Origin of the sequence: Roseiterribacter gracilis, from assembly GCA_018332375.1 — a bacterium.
Taxonomy (GTDB): Bacteria; Pseudomonadota; Alphaproteobacteria; order BOG-932; family Roseiterribacteraceae; genus Roseiterribacter; species Roseiterribacter gracilis.
On sequence record BOPV01000001.1, the window covers coordinates 1172529 to 1199055 of the forward strand.

Here is a 26527-nt window from a genome sequence, read left to right on the forward strand (position 1 = left end):
TTCCGCGCAAAAGCGGATCAGCACTCGTGTCACGGGATTGCCACCAGCGGTTAATACCGCCGGCCGCGCGCCTTACGCCGCCGGATGCTGCACGCCGAGGGCCACGCGCATCGCCTCGGCAAGCGACACGGTCGTGTAGGGCTTGGACAGGACGTGGCAGTCGTTGAACCGCGCCCCACCATCCAACCGGTCATAGCCGGTCGTGAACAGCAAGGTGACGCCCTGGTCCTGCAGCGCTTCGGCCAACGGAAACACCGGCTGCCGTCCCAACGACACGTCGAGAATTGCGAGATCGAATTTGCGGTCGCCCAACAAGGCGAAACCTTCGTCGAGCGAGCGCGCCGGGCCCGACACTTCGACGCCCAACGAATCCAGCATGTCTTCCAGAGTCATGCTGACCAGCGGATCGTCTTCGACGACCAGCACTTTCAAACCAGGCGGAACGCGAACTTCGTTCATGCGGCCTCCGGCTCATCGAGCAGCGCGCGAATACGCGTCGCAAGGTCGGCACGGCGATAGGGTTTGCGCAGCAACGCCGCGCCGCGCGGAAGCTCTACGTCGCCGGCATAGCCGGTCGTGAGTAGAACGCGCAGGCCGGGACGGCGCCCGCGCGCCGCTTCGGCCAATTGTGGCCCGCTCATTCCCGGCATGGTCACGTCCGAGAAGACGGCCTGCACATCGATTCTGTTTTCCAGCACGCCCAAGGCGGCAACTCCGCTTTCTGCTTCTACAACTTGATAGCCAAATTCCGAGAGAGTCGCAGCGACGACTTTCCGGACTTCGCGGTCGTCTTCGACGACCAGGACGGTTTCTCCGCGCCCGCGCAGCGTTTCCGCCGGCGGCGCATCCCGTTCGGCCGGCGTCGCAACCAAAGATGCAGCAACACCTTCGGCGCGCGGCAGCAGCAAGGTCACGACCGTGCCGACGTCCTTCTCGCTTTCGATCTGGATATGGCCGTTCGACTGTTTGACATAGCCGTAGGTCGTCGACAGGCCGAGACCGGTGCCGCGCCCGACTTCTTTTGTGGTGAAGAACGGTTCGAACACGCGCGCCAGCACGTCGGGCGGAATGCCCGTGCCGGTATCGGCAACGCGCACGGCGACATATTCGCCGACGATCCGTTCCGGTGCAGGTGAACCGAACCAGACTCCGTCGAAGTTCTTGTTCTCGACCGAGATCGCAAGCTGTCCGCCGTCGGGCATCGCGTCGCGCGCATTGACCGCAAGATTGGCGATGGTGGTTTCCAACCCGGTCGGATCGAGATTGACCGGCCACACGCCTTCGGCGACGTCGAGCGTCACTTCGATCGTTTCGCCCAAGGTTCGGCGCAACAAATCGGTCATCGAACTGACCAGCCCCGACAATTCGATGACGCGCGCATTGAGCGTTTCTTTGCGTGAGAACGCCAACAGCCTGCGCGTCATGTCGGCGCAACGTAGCGCACCGTCGAGCGCCATGCGCGCACGCTTGGCCGCTTTGGGATCGCTCTCGAAGTTCGACTGCAGCAAATCGAGATTGCCGATCACGATCGCGAGCATGTTGTTGAAGTCGTGTGCAATGCCGCCGGTCAGACGCCCGACCGTCTCCAGCTTGCGTGCATGCTGCAACTGTTCTTCCAGCTCTTTGCGATCCGTGACGTCGACCGTCATGCCTTGGATCTCAACCGGTTCGCCGCGTTCGTCGGTGCGCAACGCGGTTTCGCACAGCAGCCAGCGCCATTCGCCTGATCCGGTCAGGAACCGGAACTCGGCACTGCCACGCCCTTCAGCCAGCGCGGTGCGGAAGCTGTCGAGGACGCGGGCGCGATCGTCTTCGTGCGTGCGCTGGTGCCAGAACCACGGCTCGTAAAACCGGTCGGTCGGGAATCCCAACCACGATTCACGCTTGCCGCCGGACTGGGTGATGAACAGAGGCCGCGCGAAATCATGCGGCGCCATCGTGAACAGATCGACCGGCAGCGACTGCAGGATCATCGCCTGCTGTTCCGACGTGCGCCGCAATTCGCGTTCGGTCGCAAGCTGGGCGGCGCGCATGCGCATATTTTCTTCGAACAGGAATCGCTCGGCTTCGGCGCGGCGACGGATCTGTTCGGTCTTGCGGAACAGCTGAACGAAGATCGAAACCTTGGATCGCAGGATCAGCGGATCGAACGGTTTGAACACATAGTCGACCGCGCCGGCGGTGTAGCCGCGGAAGACATGCACGTCGTCCTTGTTGACCGCGGTCAAAAAGATGATCGGCGTGCGCGACGAGCGTTCGCGGCTGCGGATCAAGGTGGCGGCCTCGTAGCCGTCCATTTCGGGCATCTGCACGTCGAGCAGGATCACCGCGAAGTCCTGGCGCAGAACTTCGCGCAGCGCGTCCTGGCCCGATCGCGCCTGCACGATCTCGATCCCCGGTTCGCGCAGAATTTCCTCAAGCGCGAAGAGGTTGCGCGGATCGTCGTCCACAATCAGCACGCGCGGCACGATCGCAGCGCTTGGCGGCGCGCGTGTGATTTCCTCGGCGCTTGCCGAATCGGCAGGCGGATGCGGCGCCGCCGCGGGCATTGCGTCCCGCGGCGGATCCGATTCACCCGCCGGACCGTTCGGGTCCGGCATGTCTGCCATCTCTAAACTTGCCATCAAGCCGTCAAACGCTGCGCCTCAACGATTCTCGTTTCCCGTCCGATCCGAACGCGCAGCATGGAGACAAGTTGCTCAATGTCGACCGGCTTGGCGATGTAGTCGCTCGCACCCGCTTCGATGCAGCGTTCGCGATCGCCCTTCATCGCCTTGGCGGTCACCGCAATGATCGGCAACTCGGCAAAGCGACCGATCTGCCGGACCTCACGCATCGTCTCGTAGCCGTCCAGTTCGGGCATCATGATATCGACCAACATGGCATCAATGCCCGCAGTCGTCTTCAAGGTTTCGATGCCGTCGCGTCCATTCTCGGCAAAGACGACTTCGATCCCATGCCCTTCCAGCGCCGAGGCAAGCGAGAAGATGTTGCGAACGTCGTCATCGACGATCAGCACCTTTTTGCCCGCCAGCGCACCGTCATCGGCGCCTTGGCTCAACGCGCGGCGCGTCGGTTCGGGCAAATTGTCGGCAGTACGGTGCAGGAACAGCGCCGTCTCGCGCAGCAGCGAGTCGGTTGAGCCCTGCCCCTTCATGATCACGGCTTCAGCCAGACGCTCCAATTCGACCCGATCGGCCTCGTCGAGGTCGCGCGCCGTATAGACGACGATCGGCATGCCGGCTGTGTTGGCCGACGAACGCAGCCGTTCCATCAGCTCGAACCCGGTCAGGTCGGGCAGGCCAAGATCGACGATGACGCAGTCGAACTGCTTCGTTGCGACCGCCTGCAACGCTTCTTCGGCGCTGCCGACCGCAGTCGTGTGCACGTCGCCATTGCCGATCAGCGCAGTCACTGATTTGCGCTGGGCTTCGTCATCCTCGACCAACAACAGCTCTTTGGTCGGACGCTCGACGAAGTCGCGCGCCTTGGCCAATGCACCGAACAAGGCTTCGCGATCGACCGGCTTTTCGAGGAAGGCAAAGGCGCCCGCCTTCATGCCGCGACGCTTCTGTTCGTCGGCGGTGATCACGTGCACCGGAATATGCCGGGTCGTGGCATCGCGCTTGAGACGATCGAGCAGCGCCCAACCATCCATATCGGGCAGACCGATATCGAGCGTGATCGCATGCGGCTTGAAGCGCTTGGCGAATGGCAGGACCTGCGCACCGGTCGGTGCGATCACGCCCTTGAAGCCTTTCTCGCGTGCGAGTTCGAGCAGCACCGACGCAAAAACCGGATCGTCTTCGACAATCATCACCACGAGATCGCCGGGCTCGATCATGTCCTGGTCGTCCAGCGCTTCGCCCAGCGCCGGACCTTCACCGGTCGCAGCGCGCATCGCCTGCGCCGCCGTTGCGGTCGCGGGCGCCGAGCGCTGCTGCAACTGCCGATGTTCGAGCGGCAGCCACAGGGTAAAGGTCGAGCCTTGGCCCGGCGTCGAGGCGACACGGATTTCACCACCGAGCAGACGCGCGATTTCGCGGCTGATCGAAAGGCCGAGACCAGTGCCGCCATATTTACGGCTGGTCGTGCCGTCGGCCTGCTGGAAGGCTTCGAAGATGATGCGCTGCTTGTCCGGTGCGATGCCGATGCCGGTATCGGTCACCGAGAAGGCGAGCAATTCATCCTCGCCACCCGGCAAGGCTGCGCGTTCGATCTTAAGCGCGACCGTGCCTTTTTCGGTGAACTTGAAGGCGTTCGACAGCAGGTTCTTCAACACCTGCTGCAGACGCTTGGCGTCGCTGCGCATCGCACGCGGCAGCTTGGTGTCGACTTCGATCTTGAACGCGACCTTCTTCTCTTCCGCGACCTGGCGGAAGGTACGTTCGATGCTGGCAGTGAGGTCGTCGAACGTAACATCGCCCACTTCCAGCGTGACCGTGCCCGACTCGATCTTCGACAGATCGAGAATGTCGTTGATCAGCGACAGAAGGTCGGTGCCGGCCGCGTTGATCGTCTTGGCGAATTCGCGCTGCTTGTCCGACAGATTGCCTTCCGAATTGTCGGCCAGCAGTTTCGACAGGATCAGCAGCGAGTTCAGCGGCGTACGCAGCTCGTGCGACATGTTCGCAAGGAACTGGCTCTTGTAGCGGCTGGTAAGCGCCAGCTGCTCGGCCTTTTCTTCGAGTGCCGCCTTTGCGGCCAACACTTCGCGGTTCTTGCGTTCGACTTCGCGCTTCTGCGTCGCCAGCAGCTGGGCCTTTTCTTCCAGCTCTTCGTTGGTCTGGCGCAGGCGTTCCTGCTGCGTCTTGAGCAGCTCTTCCGACTGACGCAGCGACGCGGCCTGTTGCTCGAGGCGGTCGTTGGTCTTTTTCAGCTCTTCCTGCTGGCTCTGCAGTTCGGTCGTCAGCAGCTGTGACTGTTTCAGCAGGCCTTCGGTACGCATCGTGGCCGCGATCGTGTTCAACACGATGCCGATCGACTCCATCAGCTGATCGAGGAAGGTCTGGTGGGTTTCGGAGAACTCCGAGAACGACGCCAGTTCGATCACCGCCTTGACTTCGTCTTCAAACAGAACCGGCAGCACGATGATGTTCATCGGCGGCGCGTCGCCCAGGCCCGACGAGATCGCGATATAGTCGCGCGGCACATTGGTCAGAAGAATGCGCTTCTTCTCGTAGCCGCACTGGCCGACCAGACCTTCGCGCAGCGCGTAGCGGTTCGACAGATGCTTGCGATGCGAGAAAGCATAGCTCGCAATCATTTCGAGATAGGTCTCTTCCTCGTCGCGATCGGCGACGTAGAAGACGCCATGCTGCGCGTTCACCAGCGGCGCCAGTTCCGACAGAACCAGGTTCGACACGGTGTTCAGATCGCGTTCGCCCTGCAGCATGCGGGTAAATCGCGCCAGGTTGGTTTTCAGCCAATCCTGTTCCGCATTCTTCAGCGTGGTCTCACGCAGATTGCGGATCATCTCGTTGATGTTGTCCTTCAACGCCGCGACTTCGCCCGACGCTTCGACCGAGATCGACCGCGTCAAGTCACCCTTGGTCACCGCGGTCGCCACTTCGGCGATGGCGCGCACCTGCGTGGTCAAGTTCGCAGCCAGCTGGTTGACGTTGTCGGTCAAGTCACGCCACAGGCCGGCGGCGCCAGGCACGCGTGCCTGGCCGCCCAACTTGCCTTCGGTACCGACTTCGCGCGCCACGTTGGTGACCTGGTCGGCGAAGGTTGCCAGCGTGTCGATCATGCCGTTGATCGTGTCGCGCAGCGCCGCGATTTCGCCCTTCGCATCGACGGTCAGCTTGCGCTTCAAGTCGCCGTTCGCGACCGCGGTCACGACCGACGCGATACCGCGCACCTGACCGGTCAGGTTGGCGGCCATCATGTTCACGTTGTCGGTGAGATCCTTCCAAACGCCCGCGACGCCTTTCACCTGCGCCTGGCCGCCCAGCTTGCCTTCGGAGCCGACTTCGCGCGCAACGCGCGTCACTTCGCCCGCAAATGCATTCAGCTGATCCACCATCGTATTGATGGTCGATTTCAGTTCGAGGATTTCGCCTTTGACGTCGACCGAGATCTTCTTCGACAAGTCGCCATTCGCAACCGCCGTCGTCACTTCGGCGATGTTACGCACCTGGCCGGTCAAGTTCGCGGCCATGCCGTTGACGTTGTCGGTCAAATCCTTCCAGACGCCCGCGACGCCCTTCACTTGCGCCTGGCCACCCAGCTTGCCTTCGGAGCCGACTTCGCGCGCAACGCGCGTCACTTCACCTGCAAACGCATTCAGCTGATCCACCATCGTATTGATGGTCGACTTCAGCTCGAGGATTTCGCCCTTCACGTCGACGGTGATCTTCTTCGACAAGTCGCCGTTCGCGACCGCCGTCGTCACTTCGGCGATGTTACGCACCTGGCTGGTCAGGTTGGCGGCCATGCCGTTGACGTTGTCGGTCAAATCCTTCCAGACGCCCGCGACGCCCTTCACTTGCGCCTGGCCGCCCAGCTTGCCTTCGGAGCCGACTTCGCGCGCAACGCGGGTCACTTCACCCGCAAACGCATTCAGCTGATCGACCATCGTATTGATGGTCGACTTCAACTCGAGAATTTCACCGCGCACGTCGACGGTGATCTTCTTCGACAAGTCGCCGTTCGCGACCGCGGTCGTCACTTCGGCGATGTTACGCACCTGACCGGTCAAGTTCGCGGCCATGCCGTTCACGTTGTCGGTCAGATCCTTCCACACGCCGGCGACGCCTTCGACGCGGGCCTGACCGCCTAGCTTGCCGTCGGTGCCGACTTCACGTGCGACGCGGGTCACTTCGCCCGCGAATGCATTCAGCTGATCGACCATCGTGTTGATCGTGCTCTTGAGCTCGAGCACTTCGCCGCGCACGTCGACGGTGATCTTCTTGGACAAGTCGCCGTTGGCGACCGCGGTCGTCACGTCAGCGATGTTACGCACCTGGCCGGTCAAATTGGCGGCCATGATGTTCACGTTGTCGGTGAGGTCCTTCCAGACGCCGCCGACGCCTTCGACGCGGGCTTGACCGCCCAGCTTGCCTTCGGTGCCGACTTCGCGCGCAACGCGCGTCACCTCGCCCGCAAATGCATTCAGCTGATCGACCATCGTATTGATGGTCGACTTCAACTCCAGCACCTCGCCGCGCACGTCGACGGTGATCTTCTTCGACAAGTCGCCATTCGCGACCGCCGTCGTCACGTCGGCGATGTTACGCACCTGGCTGGTCAGGTTCGACGCCATGCCGTTGACGTTGTCGGTCAAATCTTTCCAGACGCCCGCGACGCCGCGCACCTGCGCCTGGCCGCCCAGCTTGCCGTCGGTGCCGACTTCGCGCGCAACGCGCGTGACTTCGCCAGCAAAGCTGTTCAGCTGATCGACCATCGTGTTGATGGTGCTCTTCAACTCCAGCACTTCGCCGCGCACGTCGACGGTGATCTTCTTCGACAAGTCGCCGTTGGCGACCGCGGTCGTCACTTCGGCGATGTTACGCACCTGGCTGGTGAGGTTCGCCGCCATGATGTTCACGTTGTCGGTCAAGTCTTTCCAGACGCCCGACACGCCTTCGACGCGGGCCTGACCGCCCAGCTTGCCTTCCGATCCGACTTCGCGCGCAACGCGCGTCACTTCGCCGGCAAACGAGTTGAGCTGGTCCACCATGGTGTTGATGGTGGATTTCAGCTCCAACACTTCGCCGCGCACGTCCACGGTGATCTTCTTGGACAAGTCGCCGTTGGCGACTGCGGTCGTCACTTCGGCGATGTTACGAACCTGACCGGTCAGGTTCGCCGCCATCATGTTCACGTTGTCGGTGAGGTCTTTCCAGACGCCCGCGACGCCCTTCACCTTCGCCTGACCGCCCAGCTTTCCTTCGAGACCGACTTCGCGCGCAACGCGCGTCACTTCGCCGGCGAAAGAGCCAAGCTGCCCCACCATCGTATTCACGATCTTGCCGATGCGCAGGAACTCGCCCTTCAACGGACGCGCTTCGATCTCGAGCAGCATCTGTTGCGTCAAGTCGCCTTTCGCGACCGCACCGATCACGCGCGCCACTTCGGTGGTGGGCTGCACGATGTCGCCGATCAGATTGTTGACCGCGTCGAGCGAAGCGCCCCACGACCCGCCGCCATGGTCCAGCCGGGCGCGCTCCCAGATCTTGCCGTCTTTACCGACGACGGTCCCGATCCGCTCGAGCTCGCGGGTCAGCTTCTCGTTGAGCTCGACCACGTCGTTGAAGACTTCCGCGATTTCGCCGTCGATCCCGGGCAGGTCGCCTGGCAGCCGGGCCGAGAAATCGCCTTTGCGGAATGTCTTTAGCGCCCGGAGGAGCACTTGCGGCTGCAACTCTGAGCGCAGTTGGCGGTTGATGTCCTGCATGGGCGGTCCTTTTGGCGTAGTCCCGCGCTTGGCGCGGGTCGCGGTCGTACGGGGGCTGTCGGGGCGGATCGATGGAGCGACTTTGGGTGCCCGGCGCGAACGCGACGGCGCAGCGGAAGAACGCGGGCTGGCCTCGGCTGACTCCTCAGCCGAACCGGGCCCAAGCTCTTGATCTTCAGTTCCCTCGTCCACGGCGCGCCTTTTTTTTGGTGAGGCTACGGCTCCAACCCAGCAACAACAGCCTTAGGCGCAGGGTTGTTCCGTCCTGCGGACGATTTTTTTCTGCGTGTTAAATCACGGAACGTCTGGGCCGCTGCTCGGTTTCACCTCCAGAAATTGGAGAACGAGGAGATTCCCATGAATACGACGATCCGCCTGGGCGCCGTGGCTGCACTTGCGCTGACCATGGCCGCCTGCGCCCCGCGCACCGAGACGGTTCGCACCAGCACGGTGGAAACCACCGCGCCGGCTGTTGCTCCGACGACCACGACGACCCAGACCACCTATGCTGATCCGTATAGCGGCACGTCGCGCACGGTGACCCAGCAGAACACGCAGTCGAGCGTCGATGCGACGACGACCGAGCGTACGCGCACCACGACCAAGTGGCCGTAACACCGGCCCACGCCTGATACAGAAAAGCCGCTCCGGCAACGGAGCGGCTTTTTTGTTGCCCAACTACGCAGGCACGAAAAAGCCGCCGCGATTTCTCGCGGCGGCTTCGTTCGTCGCCGAACCTTAGTTCTTGGTGACCGAGGTCGTCGTGGTCTTCGACACCACGACCGGCGCCGGGTCGGTGGTGGTCACAACGCGCGTCGTAACCGGAGCCGGTACGATCGCAGGCGCCGTGGTGGTTGCAGTTTCGGTCGTGCGCACGATGCCGTCCGCGGTCGAAACAGTCTTTTCCGTCGTCTGGGTCGCAACCGGGGCAGGTGCGATATAGGCGCGCGACTGCCAGCAGCTCAGACGTTCGGCGTCATTGAGGATGGTGCCGCAATCAACGCTGGTTGCAGTCGTCGTGGTCACCTGCTTCTCGACCACGGTTTGCGCGACCGCCGGCAAAGCGGCGAGCGCAGCAACGGCAGCGAGCATCCAAGTCGTACGCATGAAATCCTCCGTCGGGGTTGTCCACAAAGATTACGGACAAAGAACCCGACAGTCGGCGCACTGTTCCCTGCGCGCTGGATCCGCAACGCGGATCGCGCCCATCTATATGATTGCCCCGTTTTCCCGAGGGAAAACGTTGGCGAATCTACGGAGCGGTCGATGCTGCAAAGCTGCGCGCGTAGTGGCGGCCGTAGAAGAACCACAGCGCCTGTCCGACGATCAGCCAGACGACGAGACGCAGCCACGACAGATAATCGAGCGACACCATCAAAGCGCCGCACGACAGAATCCCCAGAATGGGCACGAGCGGCACAAGCGGCGTGCGAAACGCGCGCGGCATGTCGGGGCGCGTACGCCGCAACACCAGCACCGCAACGCAGACGACGACGAACGCGAGCAAAGTGCCGATCGAGGTCAGCTCGCCCAGTTCCGCGAGCGGCGTGAAGCCCGCCATCAAGGCGCTAAACACCATCGTCGCCTGATCGGCGCGCCACGGCGTGCGAAAGCGCGGATGCACGGCGCCGAACCAGGACGGCAGCGAACCGTCTTCGGCCATGGCGCGGAAGATGCGCGACTGTCCGTACAAGGTGACCAGGATGACCGCGAGAAACCCGATCAGGATCGTCGCTTCGACGACCCAGGCCAGCCACGGATACGGCGTCATCGACGCCGCGGTCGCGATCGGCGCCGCGTCGTCTTTCAACTGCGTGTACGGCACGATGCCGACCAGCACGGCGGCGAAGGCGACGAACAACACGGTGCAAACCAGCAAGCCGCCGAGCAGGCCGATCGGCATGTCGCGTTGCGGGTTGCGGGATTCCTGCGCCGCGGTCGAGACCGCGTCGAATCCGATATAGGCGAAAAAGATCAGGCCCGACGCGCGCGCCACGCCGCTCCAACCGAACGCACCGGACTCGCCCGTATTGGGCGGAATGAACGGATGATAGTTGGCGAAGTCGATCGAGCCGATGCCGAGCGCGATGAACAGCACGACGACGGCGCATTTGGCGTAGGTGACGACTGCGTTGACGCGCGCCGATCCCTGCACGCCGCGGATCAGCAGGATCGAACAGGCGACGATGATCAGCACTGCCGGCAGATTGATCCAGCCGGGATCTTTGTCGAACGGCGACGCCATCAGCGATTGCGGAATATGCAGCCCGAAGCCGCGCAGAAACGCATCGCAATTGCCGGCCCAGCTCACCGCGACGGTCGACACCGAGACCGAATATTCGAGTACCAGATCCCAGCCGACGATCCAGGCGAAGGTCGGCCCCGCGATGTAGCGCGCATAGGTATAGGCACTGCCCGAGTTCGGGATCATCGAGGCCAGCTCGGCATAACAGAGACAGGCGAAGCCGCAGCCGATGGCGGCAAACAGGAAGGCCAGGATCACCGCCGGCCCGGCATGCTCGCTCGCGGCCAGGCCGGTCAGCGAGAAGAGTCCGGCCCCCAAGGTCGAACCGACGCCCAGCGCGATCAGATTCCAGGGACCAAGGACGCGGCGGAGCTGCGGGCCCGCGCCGGTAGCGGCGCTTTCGGGCAGAGCTTCAGAATCGGTCGTTTGCACGACGGCAACCTTCGAGGCCCAACATCCCCCTGTCCAGCACGCGCGCCGCCGGAGTAGATGAGTTTTACAGATGACTCACAGGGATCCCCACGCCAGCCACCGCAAGGTTGCCGCCCGCATGTGCAGCGGCTGTCCCTTCGCGCCCGACCGCGACTGGCGCGCCGTTCCCTACTCGCCCGAGGACTGGCGCCACGCGCTGACCCGGATCGTCGGCGGCGAACGCTGGATCTGCCACGCCAGCTGCGACGGTTACTGGGTCACCGAACGCTCGCTCTATTGCCGCGGCGCGCATGAAGGCCGCCCGGTCGTCGTGCCCGCCGGTGAAGACGTGCCGTTCGAACCGGGCGAACTGTTGGACGTCGCCGGCTAGTTCCTACTTCGCGGGCCGGAACTCCAGCCCGCCGAACAGCGACGCGCCGCCGTCGAGCGCACCGATCGTCATCTTCGCCGGCGAACCGTCGAACGGTTTGCGCTCAAACGTCAGCAGCGCGTTGCCGACGGTACGATCCGGCCAGCGCACCAGGAACGTGTCGCCGCGCCACGGCTCCAACTTGCCGGTGAGGCTGGTGGCTTCGTTGAACTTGGCGGTCAACGCGTCGCCTTCGCGCGCGATCGTCACGTCGCCGAGCCAGGTTCCTTTCCAGGTGCCCACGAACTTGTCGGCATCGGCCGGCATTTTGGCGTCGGCCTTATGCTCAGCCATGATCTTGTTCAGTCTGTCGAACTGCGCCGCCTGCGCCTTGTCGACCTGCGCTTTGACTTCGGCGACGCGATCCTTTTTCTCGCGCTGCAGATAGTGATCCAACAAAGTCAGCACCATCGCGCGCGTCATGTTGCCTTCGCCGGTCGATGTCGCGACCGCAAAGCCGAGTTTGAGATCGGGGATGAACAGAACCTGGTCGTACGCGCCGAGCGTTGCGCCGCCATGCGTGGCGACTTTGTGCCCGTTGATGTCGAAGACCATCCAGCCAAGACCGTAGCCGATGAAATTCGGCGGCGCGCCCGCGAGCGCGGCGACCTGTTGCCCGGCCGCACCCATCGGCGTGTGGATGTCGCGCATCTCTTTGGCACGCGCTTCGCTCCACAAACGTTTGCCGTCGGGCAGCGCGCCGTCGGCGAGCTGCACCGTGAGCCATTTCGAGAAATGCTCGGCCGACAGCGCCAGCGAACCGGCCGGCGCAATCGCGTCGAGACGCGTGCGCGGCATCGGCGACATCTTGCCTTTGCTGAACCCGTCGCCGAACCGCATATGTTCGAGCGCCTTGTTCGGCGCCTTTTCGTACTCAGCCGACGTGATCACCGCACTGTCGATGCCCAGCGGCTTGAAGATCCGGTTGCGCAGCGCCTCTTCGTACGACGTGCCGGCCGCGTTTGCCGCCGCCTCACCCGCCGCTGCATAGGCGATGTTGCTGTAGCCGAACTTGTCACGGAACGTGTTCGGCATGTTCATCAGCCGCACGCGCTTGAGCATCTCGACGCGCGAGATCGGCGTGACCACCCATAATAAGTCGCCCTGGTTCGGGCTGGAGCCGGTGCGATGGGTCAGCGCATCGCGCACCGTCACGTTCGCCGCCGCATAGGCATCGGGCAAACGGAACGCCGGCACGCGATCGGCAAGCTTGTCGTCGAGCGTCATCTTGCCGTCATCGACCAAGGCTTCGACCAGCGCGCCGGTGAAGGCTTTGCTGACGCTGCCGATGTCGAACACGGTTTGCGCGTCGACCGGGCGCTTGTCCTCGAGGCCGCGCACGCCATAGCCCTTGGTCAGGACGGTCTTGCCGTCTTCGACGATGGCGATTGCAGCGCCCGGCACGTCGAATTCGGTGAGCGCCTTGGCGACGGTCGCGTCGAGATCGGCGGGTGGCGCAGCGAAAGCCGAGGTGGTTGCGAACAGCGCGAGGGCGAGTGCGGAGCGGCGCATCAGTATTGGAGTCCTAGGCTCAGAAGGTTGTAGGCAAAGCCGGCCCAGATGATCACCAGCGCGGCCAATGCGATGACGCTGTTGGAGATCCGTCCCCACCAGCCGAAACGCGCATCAATCCAGAGGCGTGCAGCGCGCACGACGAGGAAGCCGGTGCTGAACAGCGCAACGACGCCGATCAGACGCACGATCCAGAAGAACCAGGCGCTGTCCGAGAGCATGAAGTTGATGCCGAACGCACGGTTCAATACCACCCACCAGCCCGCCACGAACAACAGCGAGACGATGCATGCGCCGCGCGCGAGGCGATAGAACAACCGGTCGCGACCTTCGAGCGGCAAGGTGCGGCCATAGTGACGGCGCACCAGCGCATTGATCGGCCAGGACAGGGCCGCGATCGCCAGCACCGCGATTGCGGCATGGATTAGCGGGAGTGCATTCGGACCGGTGGCGAAGCTGGAGCGCAGAAAGACATAGACCGGCAGGCCGTCATCATCGACGAGCATGGTCGGCGCGCCGGCATCGTCGCGCAGCACGGCAATGCGGCTGCGTCCATCCACTTCGCGCCAGACGAACGGCGCCACTTCGCGCCATTTCTTCGGCGCGCCGCCGAACGTCGTCAGCGCCGAGAAGCTGATCGTGTTGTCGGGATTCACCGACAGTTGCGTCGGCCGCATGATCTGGAACAGGCGCGTCCAGGCGGCAACGCCGGCCCGGCTGTTGGAATAATAGCCCGCGACCGCCTGCCCGTGCCCGGCCGCGGTCGGCAAAGTCGGCTCATCCGGCAACGGTGCCGGATAGTAACGGTCGAGAAATTCGCGCAGCAGCGCGATGCGGAACGGTCCGGTGACGTCGCCGACGCCCGTCGTGTTGAACGAGATGAAGAAGCCGACATTGTCGTCAGGCAGCAGATGCAGGTCGCTGTGAAACACCGGCATGTTGCCGCCATGCGCGACGATGCGCTTGCCGTTGCGGTCTTCCTGGTAAAAGCCCAACGCCATGCCGATGAAGCCCGGCGCCAACGGCTTGTTGACCGTGTACATGCGCTGAACGGTTTCCTGTTTCAGCAACGGCTTGTCACCGACCCCGCGAAACGCGTTCAGATGCGCGATCATGAATTTCGCCATGTCGGTACCGCTGGCCGACATGCTGCCCACCGGTGGTGCGCCAACGACTTCGAACGGGAACGGCCGGCCCGAGGCGACGCGATAGCCCTTTGACAGATGCGGCGCCAAGTTCGGCGGCAGCGGCTGCCGGAACGTCGACTGGGTCATGCCGGCGCGCGCGTAAATCTCTTGCTCGACATAGTCGTCGAACGACTTGCCGCTGACCCGTTCGACGATATAGGCGGCAAGACCGGCGCCGTAATTCGAATAGGAAATCACCTCACCCGGCGGATAGGCGCGTGCGGGAAGATGGGCTTTCAGATAATCGCCGAGCGGCGTCAGCTTGGCTGTCGTCGGCGGGAACAGGTCTTTGCTTGCTTCTTCGAAGCCAGCCGTGTGCGTCATCAAATTCCGCAGCGTGATCGGCTTGCCGTACGCGTCAGGAATTTTGAAATCGATGTAGCTGTTGACGTCGCGGTCGAGGTCGAGCTTCCCCGCTTCCACCTGCTGCATCACGCTGGTCCAGGTGAACAGTTTCGAGATCGACCCGATGCGGAACAGCGTCATCGCTGGATCGACCGGCGTGCGCTTTTCGACGTCGGCATAGCCGTAGCCGCGCGCGAACAGAAGCTGACCGTCTTTGACGACGGTAATCACCGCGCCAGCAAGGTCACCGCGGGCCAAGGTCCACGGCATCATGCCGTCAAACCAAACGCTGAGATCTTCAGCCGTCAGAGGATGCGCCGGCTTCTGTGCCTGGGTTTGCGCTGACGCAGTATGCGCCATCAACAACGCGGTCAGTGCAAAAGCCAGGCGGCGGATCATGCAGGCACCTCAGATGAGAAAAAGAAAGGGCATGACCCGTTGCCGGATCATGCCCCTGCTCGCCGGTTAGAACTGCGCCTCGAAGGTGACGCCCATCGTGCGCGGCTGGATGAACGTCACCGAAGTGGCGGTGATGCGTCCACGCGTTGCCGTGTTACCGGCCGACGCGAAGCCACGTTCGTCACCCACGTTGCGTGCAAAGAACTGCACCGAATAGCGGTCGGTCGACAGACCGGCGCGCAGATTGATCTGGTTGTAGGACGGCAGAATGAAGTTCGGCGCCGTCTGCGCAGACGCAAATCCGAGGAAGTTGCTGTTGCGCTGGCCGACGTAATTCCAGCCGCCGCCGACCGTGCCGTTCCAACCCGACCAGACCGGAAACTCGTAATCGGCATTGATGGCGCCCGACCATTTCGGCGTACCGGGCAACGGATCGCCCGAATTCGCCAACGTGCTGGTGCCGACGCCGACCGGTGCTTCGAGATGCGCATCGGTATAGCTCAGCGTACCGAGGATCCGAAGGCCGGCGATCGGCTGCAGTTGCACGGTCAATTCGCTGCCGTCGCTGACGGCTTTCGAACCGTTCGCGCGCACGCTGATGCCGTTGTACTGCACGTTCAGCTGAATATCGGTCCAGTCGATATGATAGACGGCGAGATCGATGCCGAGCCATTTCACCGGCGTGATCTTGGCACCGACTTCATAGTTCTTCGCCTTGTCCGGACCCAACGTGCGCGAACCGACTGGCTGGCCGGTCGTGCCGTCAAAGCCCTGCACGTTCGGACCGCCGGGACGATATCCGGTGGAGAAGCGCGCATAGACGATGCCGAGATCCGAGAATTTGTACTTGGTCGACGCAGCATAGGTCGATGTGTACGAGCGGTCCCCGATATCCAGGCGCGCATTGGCGACCAGCGGCGGCGACGCGTTCGCCGTGGTGATCTGCGTGTAGTTCTGATCGCTGCGCGCGCCACGTGCGCCCAACATCACGTCCCACGCGTCGGTGATGTGGTAGGTCGCGTTCGCGAAGGCAGCCAGTTCGCGATAATGGTCGATCAAGGTGACGTGACCGAAGTCGACCGGAATCGCCGCGCCGCCGGCGAAGGCCGAGATGGTCTGGGTCTGCGCGATCTTTTCGTTGTCGTAATAGATGCCCGCCAGCCATTCGAGCTTGGTGCCGCCCGGCGAGGCGATGCGGAATTCGCCGCTGTTCTTGAAGATCTTCTGACCATACGCAACCGGCGCCGAGGTGATGCCGTATTGCGGGTAGATCGCCTGCAAGGTCGTGTACAGGTTCGGTGTGTTCTGTTGCGTACTCTGCTGTTGCGCAACCACCGCCGTCGCCTTCGCCCAGCCGAGATCATAGTCGCCGGTCAGCGAATAGACGCGGAAGCGCTGCGTCGTCGGCTCGGCGCTAGGCGTGCTCTGCGTGAGGTGATCCAAGTCGCCATAAAGCGGCGCGTTGGCTGCGAGATTCCAGTTCACGCCGCTGCCGCCGGTACGGCGCATATCCTGGGTCATGCCCATGAATTTGAGCGACAGCTGATCGGTCGGCGTCAGAAGCAGCTGCGCGCGGCCGCCATATTGTTCGGTGCCGCCGACGTCTTTCTTCGCGAAACCCGGCGCGATGTTGTCGACATAGCCCGCGAAGTCCTGGTGATAGACCTGGAGGCGCGCGGCCACTTTGTCGTTGATGATCGGCACGTTGACCATGGCGCGGAAGCCCTTCTCGGTGTCGCCGCCGTCGACCGCGCCGAAACTGACCTGCGTCTTGGCCTCGAAGACGTTCATCTTCGGCGCCTTGGTGACGTATTTCAGAACGCCGGCCATCGACGATGCGCCGTACAACGTACCTTGCGGTCCGTTCAGCACTTCGACGCGCTCGAGATCGAACGCGCTAATGTCGAGGTCGAAGTTGGCCGCGCCCGAGAAGATGGTCGCCGAACCAAACGCAACGTCGTCGACATAGATACCGAGCAGACGCGATTCGCCGCCGCCCGACGTGCCGGCCGTCGCCATGCCGCGCACGACGATGGTGCGGTTGCCGACCGTACCGCCGCGCACCGCAAGGCCCGGAACGTAGGCAGCGATATCAGCGATTTCCTTGACGTTGAGTCGGTCGAGCTGGTCGCCGGTCAACACCGAAACAGCTTGCGGGACTTCGCGGATCGACTCCGTGCGCTTTTGCGCGGTCACCAAGATCTCTTCGATTGACTGCGCTGAGGCTGCCTGCGGCAGCGCCCACAGCGCCGTCGAGCCAAGCAGCAAAGCGCACAAGCGTGCATGTCGCATCGTCAGAACCCCCGTTTTTTTTCTGCCGCCCGAGTCAGGACGGCGCCCCAGTTTTCGCGGGCATGATCGAGGGCTATTTTCTATTGAGCAACTAATTTTCTAATCGGGCGTTTTCGCCGTAGGGTTAGAAAATTAGCCGGGTGGGCCGAGCCACATCCCCAACGGGACGAAACGGCGCCGAAACAAACGCATTCGAAAAGTTACAACCGGAGGGAGGTTCGACCTGCCGAAAAACGCGCGCGAAAAACTTCGGTCCGTGTCTTTTCGGCAGCATGTGGTTTCGAGACAGAAAAGGCGCCGTGCAGCGCACGACGCCTTTTCGTTGTGACAGGCAGAAACCCGCTCAGTAATGCGAGCCGAAGCTGACCAGGTTGTACGTGACGTAGCACCAGATCATCACCAGGCCGGCCAGCGCGATCAGTACGTTGGCGATCTTGCCCCAGAGGCCGAAGCGCGGATCGCGGAAGGTCAGTGCTGCGCGGAAGACCAGGAACACCGCACCGACAAGTGCGACCACCCCCAGCACACGCAGGAACAGCAACGTTCCTTCGAGACCATACGAAATGCTGGCGATGCTCGTGCCGAGCTTGCTCAGCAGATACAGCCAGTAGGCCACGAGTGCGACCAGCAAGCCCGATACGGCGCGCGACACACGATAGAAGACGCGGTCGCGGCCTTCGAACGGCAAGGTGCGGCCGTAGTGACGACGCACCAGCGCGTTGACCGGCCATGACAGGAACGTCACCAGCAGGATCACCGCCGCGGCACCAACCAAGAGCGCCATCGTCGTGCTGTTGGCTGCGTCGGCCGCCATGAACACCATCACCGGCGCCATGTCGCTCGTCGCCATCAGGATCGGCTTGCCGGCCGCATCCATCTGGAATTTGAGCAGCGCAGGGCCGTTCACTTCACGCCACACGAAGGGCTGCACTTCGCGCCACTTCTTCGGCGCGTTGGCCGCGTCGGTGAAGCCGCTGAAGCTCAACGTGTCGTCGGGATTGAGATAGGTCTTGGCGTGCGACAGCAGCCCGCTGATGCGCAGGAAGCTGGTCGTGCCGCCGCGGCTGGCGCGCCACTCGCCCGACACTTTCTGCCCGTGCTCTTTCGCCGTCGCCAAGGTCGGCTCGTTCGGCAGCGCCGGACCCGGATAATAGCGATCGACGAAGCCGCGCAGGATCGCGGTGCGTAGCGCGCCCGTGATGCCTGCATTGCCCGCGCTGTTGAACGACACGAACACGCCGACATTGTCGCCCGGCAGGAGCGACAGGTTGGTGTGGAACAGCTCCAGGTCGCCGCCGTGACCGACGACGACATGGCCGTTGCGGTCTTCGTGATAGAAGCCCAGACCAAAGCCGGTGATGCCGGGCACCGGTTCTTTGCTGATCTCGAACATGCGCGCCGACTTCACCTGCAACGGTGCGCCACCGGCGAGATGCGCGATCATGAACTTCGCCATGTCGGCGCCCGACGACGACATGCTGCCGGCCGGGAACGGGCCGACATTTTCAAACGGCTTCGGCGGCTGTGAAGCGACGCGATAGCCTTTCGACATGTGGGGCTGCAGCGCTTCCGGCAGCGGCTGGCGGAAGCTCGACACTTTCATGCCCAGCGGCGCGTAGATGTTCTGTTCGATATAATCGTCGAACGGTTTGCCGCTGACGCGCTCGACGACATAGCCCGCAAGCGCGGTCGAGTAGTTCGAATAGGCAATGATGTCGCCCGGCGGATAGACAACGCCGGGAATATTGGTCTTCAGGAAATCGCCAAGCGACTGCAGATTCTTTGCGTCGGGCACCAGAATATAGCGAAGGCCTTCTTCGAAGCCGGCCGAATGCGACATGATCTGGCGCAGCGTGATCGGCTTGCCGAACTTGTTCTCGATTTTGAAGTCGAGATACGTGTTCACGTCTTTGTCGAGATCGATCTTGCCCTGCTCCACCAGCTGCATCACCGCCGTCCAGGTGAACAGCTTCGAGGTTGAGCCGATGCGGAACATCGTTGTGTTGGGATCGACCGGCGTACGCTTCTCAACGTCGGAATAGCCGTAGCCGCGTGCGAACAGCACCTGCCCGTCTTTGACCACGGTCACGACTGCACCGGCGATGCCGCCGCGCGCCATCGACCACGGCACCAGGCCGTCGAAATACGCAGCGACGTCGTCTGCGGTCAGCGCACGCGCCGGCGTCGGCGCAGCCTGCGCCGGCGATTCCGCCTGCAACTTGGGTTGCGGTGGTGCGGGTGTAGTTTCCGCGGGAACCTGCGCGAACGCAGCTTGGGTGAAGAGCAGCGCCGAAAGCGCGGCCGCAAAACGCAACGACATGCTTGTCTCCAGCCAGTCGATCAAAACGAATTCATGATGGTAGAGCTGACGAAACTTACTCGCGCAACAGCAAAACGCTGTTCGAAAAAAGTCAGTAAACACTTCGATTTTAGCATCGTTCTGTAACGCGATCGGCGCAGGTCCAATGAAGAACCTGCGCCGTCGCAAACACCTTTAGCGCGTATCGATTAGAACTGAACCGAGAAACGCAAACCCGTGGTACGCGGACGGACGAAGACAACGTTTGCGTTGGTTACGCCGCCGCTGACCGAAACACCTGCGTTGGCAAGGCCACGCTCATCGGTGAGGTTCTGCACGAACGCGTTGAGCTGATAGCGGCCGTCGCTGAGGCCGGCGCGCAGATCAACCGTCGTGTACGAGTCCATCCGATAGTTCGGCGATGTCTTCGAACCTGCGAAACCGCTGTTGCGCTCGCCGACATATTGCAGCGTACCGCCGACCGTCGCGTTCCAGCCTGCGAAGGCCGCCCATTCATAGTCTGCCGTTCCCGACCACGCCCAACGCGGGATGGTCGGAAGCCTGTCGCCCGGCACGCCCGACAGATCTGGCGCCGGATCGGTCAAAGTTGCGTTCGTGTAAGCGAAGGTTGCCCCCAGGGTCAGACCGTCGAACGGACGGGCTGCAGCCTGGAATTCGATGCCGCGGCTCTTTGCGTCGCCACCGTTGGCAAGCACCGAGAAGCCGTTGCGAGCGGCAGCCAGCTGAATGGTTTTCCACTCGATCCAATAGCCGGTCAGATCGAAGCTCAGCCACTTGGTCGGCTCGGACTTGATGCCGATTTCGTAGTTGGTCGTCTTGTCAGCGCCGAAGGTTGGCGGTGCCAGCGGTTGCTTGGTCGCCGGATCAAGCGCAACCGAGTTCGGACCACCAGGGCGATAGCCGGTTGCGACACGCGCATAGACGTTGGTGCGGTCGTACACGTTGTACTTGCTCGACGCCTGCCAGGTCGTGAGCTCTTCACGCGAAGATGATTGCGGGAAGGCACCGATCAGCAGGCCGGAAGCTGCTTGCGTATAAGTCTGGTCGTCGCGCGCACCGCGCACGCCGCCCGAAATGTCCCATTTGTCGGTGATGTGGAACGTCGCATTCGCGAAGCCCGCCGATTCACGATACTTCGATGGCAGCGCGATGGTCGCGAAGTTGATCGGCGACGGCACGCCAGCAGCGTTGTAGCCGAGCAGCTGCTGGAAGTTGAAGTTCACTTCCTTGGAGTAATAGACACCGACCAACCATTCGAACCGGTCGCCGGTCGGCGACGTTAAGCGAACTTCCGCGGTGTTTTTGCCGAGCCCCTGATGGAACGGCAGCAAGTACTGGGCGAGGTCAACACCGAGCGCTGCTTTCAGCAACGCCTGATAGGTTTTGGTACCGTCCTGCGTGCTGTCGACCTTGTTGGTCTCGCGCGACACGATCGCCGTCAGCGAGGCGAAGCCGAAATCATAGTCGAGGCTGCCGGAATATTCGCGGAAGCGGAAGGTGAACGGCTGATCCGCAGTTTGGCTGGTCGCAAAATCACCGCCAGGATTGAGCGGCGCGCGCGTCACGACGTTCCATTGCACCTGCGACAGGTTGGTACGGCGCGTGTCTTGCGAGAACGCCTGCAGCTTGATCTTTAGATTGTCGCTCGGAGCCAACAGGATCTGGGCGCGGCCGCCATACAGGTCGGCATCGTCGATGTTCTTCAGGTGACGACTGACGTCGTCGACGTAGCCGCCGAAATGCTGGTGATAGGCAGTGACGCGCAGCCCCACTTTTTGATCGACCAGCGGCGCGTTGATCATGACGCGCGCCATGCGGTCGGTATCGTCGCCATCCACGACACCAACGCTGGCGTCGACCTTGGCTTCAAACTTGGTGAGGTTCGGGCCCTTGGTGACGTATTTCAGAATGCCGCCCATGGCGCTGGCGCCGTACAGCGTGCCCTGCGGGCCGCGCAGCACTTCGACCTGTTGCAGATCCGACAGGCCGAGATCGAGCGAGAAGCCGGCATTACCGGTGTACGCAGTGCCCGAGCCGAACGGCACGTCATCGACATAAATGCCCATGATGCGACCGCTGGCGTTGGTGGTCAGGCCGCGCAAGGTCAACGAACGGAAACCGACGCCGCCGGCGTCGCGCATCGTCAGGCCCGGAACGTACGCAGCCAAGTCCTGCAGATCGCGTACGTTGTTCGATTCAAGCTTGTCACCACCCACCACCGTGACCGAGGCCGGCACGTTGATCAGCGCTTCCGTGCGCTTCTGCGCAGTGACCAGAATTTCTTCCATCTGCGCGTGGGCTAACCCCGGCAGCAAACATGCCGCCGTCGTTGAGCCGAGCAGCAATCCAAGCAGGCGACCGCGTCGCATATCCATTCTCCCCCGTTTTTTCCCACCGTTGCCGACCGCGCGTCCCAGTTTCGCGCAGGCCAGCCGCCTTTTTATTCGCTGGAATGATGGGCGGATTTTTCCCATTGGCAACAATTTTCTAAAGGGAGATTTCCCTCGGGAAAATGGAAACGACCTTTCCCGATATCCCGTTTTGCGGGCCCGGCTGGTACGCAGACCCTTGCTTTCAGGTGCTTATCGCAACGGCGGCAATGCGGCGGCCTCGTCGACGACCTCGAGGATCGCTGAAACGACCTGCGAGGCGTGGTCTTTTTGCACCACCATTGTGACATGGGCGCCAGGCAGGACGATGCGGCGGCCGCGAGACGATAAGGAAGCCAGCTCTTGGTGCAGCGCGCCGACCTGGCGCAGAAATTCTTCGCCCCATTGCGCAGAAATGCCCGGAATTTCGGGGATCTCAGCGGCGGAAATCACCAGCAGCGGACGATCGCCGAGCGTCGTCACCAAGCCCCCTTGGCGAAACGAGTCCTCGAGTCCCAACAGCTCTTCGCGCGCACCTTTGTAGGTTTGCGCGCGATGCGTGAGGGCCATCAGTTGCTCCTGTCGCGCAGATGGCAATGCCTGAAACCACGGCGCTTGTTCGAGCTGTTTTCCCGACGGATTGAAGAGATGCGTCAGCCCAGTCGTAGCTGCGAATTCCATCGCTTTGGTGAGAAAGACGATGGCGCCCGGCGAGGCTGATTCGATCGGTGGCTTCGGCAGTTTTTCGACCTGACCCGGATGCGACGAGTCGAGAAACACCAGCCCGCTCACCTCGGATGGATAGTCCTTGGCGAAGACGCGGATGACGATGCCGCCGAGCGAGTGCCCCGCGAGTACGTAAGGCGGTTTTACATTGGCCGCCTGCAACAGCGCGTGCAGTTGCTGCGAGAAATGTTGCGCGTCGTGCGGCGCGTCATTGTCGTCGCTCCAACCGCTGCCGACGCGGTCGTAGTTGCAGGTGCGCACGCGCTGCGAAAGCCCCTGCTGCATCCAATAGTAATAGGCGCCGAGACCGGTCGCGCCCGATTCCAGCAGCACGGTCTGCGCGCTCGCGGGTCCGGTGCACTCGATGCGCATGCGAAGCCCGCCGACATCGACCATCTGCCCCGGCGGTACGACGTGCGGCTCGGCCAATTTCAGACCGGCGACAACGAGCACGAGCGCAAGCAGCAGCGCGGCCAGGATGCGACCAATTCGTTTCATCGAAACCCCGCCCGCGACATTCTTCTTGCTAATTTTTCTGTATAGAAAATACTTTCTGCCGCGACAACGGGCAGGTTGGCGCGCATCGGACGCAGGATTTGCGCGTTGTTTGCGCATTGACGGGCGCTGGCGGACGGCTAGGAGTGAGGCATGGCGCAAGACATCAAAACAGCTGCACGGCTTGGCCCGGCGCTGCGCGCATTGCGCAAGCAGAATGACTGGACGCTCGCCGATGTCAGCAGCCGCACCGGCCTGCCGATCTCGACCTTGTCGAAAGTGGAGAACGACAAGCTGTCGCTCAGCTACGACAAGCTGGTGCGCCTATCCGAAGGGCTGCAGGTCGATATCGCGCAGCTTTTCTCGCCTGGTCTCAACGCACCCGAAGTCAGCGATGGTCCGCGCCCGTTCGGTCGCCGCTCGGTGCAGCGTTCGGGTGAAGGCAATTTCATCGAGACCAAGAACTACACCCACTTCTATCCGGCGGCTGAGCTGCTGCAGAAGAAGTTGGTTCCGATCATCGCCGAGCTACATGTCCGTTCGCTCGAAGAGTTCGGCGAGCTGATCAAACATACCGGCGAAGAATACGCGATCGTGCTGGACGGTGCGTGCGAGCTGCACACCGAACTGTACGCGCCGCTGCATCTGGAACGTGGTGATTCCGTCTATTTCGACAGCGCGATGGGGCATGCCTATGTGCTGGCGCCGGGCGCCGATCACTGCACGATCCTGTCGGTCTGCACCTCGCCCGAAGCGCAGATCCGCGAGAAATTCAGCCCGGTCGAACAGCCGGCCGCGCCGAAAGTAACGCGCGCCTCCAAGCCGGCAGCGCCCAAAAAACGAGCTCGCGCGTAACTCCCTCTCCCCGAGGGGAGAGGGTTGGGGTGAGGGGATGTCGCGCAGCGTTCGCTGACATCCAAGCCCCCTCACCTTCCCGTCGCTGCGCGACGGGCCCCTTCCTCTCCCCGTTGGGGAGAGGAGCATTACAGCCAGGTCTGCCCCAACAAGCGGCGGAAGTTTCCGCCCAGCACGGCCTGAATATCCGCGTCGCTGTATTTGCGGCGGATCATCGCTTCGACCAGGTCGTACATCTTCTTCGGGTGGTTGAAGCCCTCGATGTCGATCTTGTCGCGGAACGCGTAGCTCGCCTTGTACGACTCGCGCAGCATCTTCTGCATGTTTTCCGGCAGCGCGTCATAGCCGTGCAGATCGGCATCGGTGCCGATGCCGACATGCTCGATGCCGACCAGCTTTTTCACATGGTCGATATGGTCGACCATATTGTCGATCGTGGTCGGCTCTTTGGCGCTGACGAACATGCGCACGCCGGTGATGCCCATCACGCCGCCTTTGGCGGCCAGCTTCTTGATCGCCTCGTCGGTTTTGACGCGCGGGTGGTTGTTCAGCGCGCGGCAATTCGAATGGGTGATCGCAATCGGCTTGGGCGAAATCTCGATCGCGTCGAGCGTCGTCTTGTCGCCGCAATGCGAGACGTCGACCAACATGCCGACCTTGTTCATCTCCTGGATGATCTTTTCGCCGAAATCGCTGACGCCGCCGTCAGCACGATCGGTCGAGCCTGAGCCGATCCGGTTCTGCGAATTGTAGGTCAGCTGCGAACAACGCAGGCCAAGTTCGTAGAAGGCTTTGACGTCTTTCACGCTGCGGAAGTGCTCGGCATTCTGCACGCCGAGGATCAAGCCGATCTTCTTGGCTGCCTTGGCCGCATCCATGTCTTCGGCTTTGCCGATCAAGCCCCACAAATCGCTGTTGTGGCCGGCCCAGAAGGTCCAGCTTTGCAACGTCTGCAGAACTTGTTGGTACGCGTCGGGACCGCCGACGCCGTAGGCGCAATGGAAGGCGGTGATGCCGCTATCCTTGAACTCAGAAACGTCTTTCGCGCTCAGCTTCTCGATGAAGACTTTTCCTTCGGGAAGCAGATACGGAACGCCCAGCATGTCGATGATCAACGACTTCTGGACCAGATCGACGGCGCGCGTCGAATAGCTTGTCGCGCCCTGCCCGCAGGCGACGCGCCCGAAGCTCAAAAACGGTGCGGCGACGGCCGCTTTCAACAGATTGCGGCGTACGGCATTTGTCATTGTGAAGCTCCTGTCAGGGCGGTTTTTCCGCCCTTCATTACGAAAGTGACTCGTTCCAGCTCGGTGATGTCCTTGAGCGGATCTTCTTTCACCGCGATCAGATCGGCTGCTTTGCCGGGCGCCAGCGACCCAATCTCGTCCGACATGCGCAGATGCGCAGCGCCCCAAACCGTGGCGGTTCGGATGGCATCGAGCGGCGTGAAGCCGGCTTTGATCAGCAGCGCGAATTCTTTGGCGTTGATGCCGTGACGCGACACGGCAGAATCGGTGCCGAACGCGAATTTGACGCCGGCTTCGCGTGCACGGCGTGCGGCGGCGACCATGTTCGGCCCGACTTGCAGCGCCTTCTTGCGCACCGCTTCGGTCTGCCAATCGGGATTCTTGGCGGCCTGCGTGACCGTATCTCCGGCCAGCAGAGTCGGGACGAGATACGTCCCCTTCTCTTTCATCAGCTTCAGCGAGTCTTGGTCGAGATAGGTGCCGTGTTCGATCGAATCGACGCCGGCGCGCAAGGCTGCGTTGATGCCGTCGGCACCGTGTGCGTGACACGCAACTTGCCGTCCCAGCATATGCGCGGTTTCGACCACCGCGTTCAGCTCGTCCTGCGTCATCTGCTGGGACAGGCCGGTTGCAGTGTTCGACATCACGCCACCAGTCGAGGCGGTCTTGATCATCTCGGCGCCGCGCTGCACCGCCTTGCGCACCGCGCGACGGCACTCATCGGCGCCCGAACACAAGGTCGGCGGCGTCAGCAACGCCAGAATGTCGGGGTGAAAACCGTGAATGTCGCCGTGCCCGCCATGGGCGCCGACAAAGCCGGCGGCAATGATGCGCGGTCCGACGATCTTTCCTTCGGCGACGCCGTCGCGCAGCGCGTAAATCCCATCCGGATCGTCACCAAGATCGGCAACCGTGGTGAAGCCTGCGCGCAAGACGCGGCCCGCAAACACCGTGCCGTCGACAACGAGATCGGCCGAGGTTTTACGCACCGTGTCCATGTCGCGCCCCGCGGCTGCGACTTCGGACAGCAGATGCACGTGGCTGTCGATCAGGCCGGGCAGTACGAACGCGCTTTGCAGATTGACGGTCTCGCCGCCATTCGGTGCGGTTTGAAACCCGTCTTTGATCTCGACGATCTTGCCGTCGGTGACAACCACGGTCTTGCTGGTCTCGACTTTGCCGCTGGCTGGATCGGCGAGCAGCCGACCGGCCTGTACGTACGTCGTCGTAGCCTGGGCAGACGTCGTGACGGTCAACGCAAAAAGCAGCGCAGCAAGGCGTTTCATCGAGCGT

At 62.5% G+C, this 26527-nt stretch carries 16 protein-coding genes; 3 read left to right on the forward strand and 13 right to left on the reverse strand.

All coding sequences use genetic code 11. The features are described 5' to 3' along the window. Nucleotides 1-72: 72 nt before the first annotated feature. From TMPK1_RS05905 to TMPK1_RS05915, 3 genes are read right to left on the reverse strand one after another with little or no spacing between them, the layout of a single operon-like run. On the reverse strand, nt 73-459 hold the full coding sequence (locus TMPK1_RS05905; RefSeq protein WP_420242025.1) for a response regulator: 387 nt from the start codon (nt 457-459) through the stop codon (nt 73-75). Next, entirely contained in the window at nt 456-2600 is a 2145-nt protein-coding gene (locus tag TMPK1_RS05910; RefSeq protein ID WP_420242026.1) for a response regulator, read from the reverse strand. Before TMPK1_RS05910 ends, TMPK1_RS05905 begins: the two co-directional genes overlap by 4 nt. A 23-nt stretch (nt 2601-2623) precedes the next feature. Then, nucleotides 2624-8401, reverse strand: coding sequence for a HAMP domain-containing protein (locus tag TMPK1_RS05915; RefSeq protein WP_420242027.1), 5778 nt, complete (start codon nt 8399-8401; stop codon nt 2624-2626). 357 nt (nt 8402-8758) lie between these two features. Here TMPK1_RS05915 and TMPK1_RS05920 point away from each other — a divergent pair, with 357 nt between their 5' ends. Further along, a complete protein-coding gene (locus TMPK1_RS05920) occupies nt 8759-9016 on the forward strand; it encodes a hypothetical protein (RefSeq protein ID WP_420242028.1) in 258 nt (85 codons plus the stop codon). 123 nt (nt 9017-9139) lie between these two features. Here TMPK1_RS05920 and TMPK1_RS05925 read toward each other — a convergent pair whose 3' ends face one another. Together TMPK1_RS05925 and TMPK1_RS05930 are read right to left on the reverse strand one after the other, a co-directional pair. Continuing rightward, nucleotides 9140-9508: a hypothetical protein gene (locus TMPK1_RS05925; protein ID WP_420242029.1), complete on the reverse strand. Its 369-nt coding sequence runs from the start codon at nt 9506-9508 to the stop codon at nt 9140-9142. A gap of 145 nt (nt 9509-9653) precedes the next feature. Further along, nucleotides 9654-11078, reverse strand: a complete 1425-nt coding sequence (locus TMPK1_RS05930; RefSeq protein ID WP_420242030.1) for an amino acid permease — start codon at nt 11076-11078, stop codon at nt 9654-9656. Between the two features lie 70 nt (nt 11079-11148). On the opposite strand from TMPK1_RS05930, the gene TMPK1_RS05935 reads away from it, so the two are divergent. After that, nucleotides 11149-11448, forward strand: coding sequence for a hypothetical protein (locus TMPK1_RS05935; protein WP_420242031.1), 300 nt, complete (start codon nt 11149-11151; stop codon nt 11446-11448). Between the two features lie 3 nt (nt 11449-11451). Here the strand turns inward: TMPK1_RS05935 and TMPK1_RS05940 are convergent, their stop codons facing one another. The 6 genes from TMPK1_RS05940 to TMPK1_RS05965 all read right to left on the reverse strand — a co-directional run bounded on the left by TMPK1_RS05940 (nt 11452) and on the right by TMPK1_RS05965 (nt 23135). Next, nucleotides 11452-12999, reverse strand: coding sequence for a serine hydrolase (locus TMPK1_RS05940; protein ID WP_420242032.1), 1548 nt, complete (start codon nt 12997-12999; stop codon nt 11452-11454). Continuing rightward, on the reverse strand, nt 12999-14930 hold the full coding sequence (locus tag TMPK1_RS05945; RefSeq protein WP_420242033.1) for a serine hydrolase domain-containing protein: 1932 nt from the start codon (nt 14928-14930) through the stop codon (nt 12999-13001). Before TMPK1_RS05945 ends, TMPK1_RS05940 begins: the two co-directional genes overlap by 1 nt. A gap of 66 nt (nt 14931-14996) precedes the next feature. Further along, nucleotides 14997-17222, reverse strand: coding sequence for a TonB-dependent receptor (locus tag TMPK1_RS05950; RefSeq protein WP_420242034.1), 2226 nt, complete (start codon nt 17220-17222; stop codon nt 14997-14999). A gap of 343 nt (nt 17223-17565) precedes the next feature. After that, nucleotides 17566-19542, reverse strand: a complete 1977-nt coding sequence (locus TMPK1_RS05955; RefSeq protein ID WP_420242035.1) for a serine hydrolase domain-containing protein — start codon at nt 19540-19542, stop codon at nt 17566-17568. 188 nt (nt 19543-19730) lie between these two features. Next, nucleotides 19731-21911, reverse strand: coding sequence for a TonB-dependent receptor (locus TMPK1_RS05960; protein WP_420242036.1), 2181 nt, complete (start codon nt 21909-21911; stop codon nt 19731-19733). A 213-nt stretch (nt 21912-22124) separates the two neighbouring features. Continuing rightward, nucleotides 22125-23135, reverse strand: a complete 1011-nt coding sequence (locus tag TMPK1_RS05965; protein WP_420242037.1) for an alpha/beta hydrolase — start codon at nt 23133-23135, stop codon at nt 22125-22127. Between the two features lie 150 nt (nt 23136-23285). Here TMPK1_RS05965 and TMPK1_RS05970 point away from each other — a divergent pair, with 150 nt between their 5' ends. Continuing rightward, nucleotides 23286-23987, forward strand: a complete 702-nt coding sequence (locus tag TMPK1_RS05970) for a helix-turn-helix domain-containing protein (RefSeq protein ID WP_420242038.1) — start codon at nt 23286-23288, stop codon at nt 23985-23987. A gap of 128 nt (nt 23988-24115) precedes the next feature. Here TMPK1_RS05970 and TMPK1_RS05975 read toward each other — a convergent pair whose 3' ends face one another. Both TMPK1_RS05975 and TMPK1_RS05980 read right to left on the reverse strand, forming a co-directional pair. Further along, nucleotides 24116-25234, reverse strand: coding sequence for a dipeptidase (locus tag TMPK1_RS05975; RefSeq protein WP_420242039.1), 1119 nt, complete (start codon nt 25232-25234; stop codon nt 24116-24118). After that, entirely contained in the window at nt 25231-26520 is a 1290-nt protein-coding gene (locus TMPK1_RS05980; RefSeq protein ID WP_420242040.1) for a metal-dependent hydrolase family protein, read from the reverse strand. Before TMPK1_RS05980 ends, TMPK1_RS05975 begins: the two co-directional genes overlap by 4 nt. Nucleotides 26521-26527 lie beyond the last annotated feature (7 nt).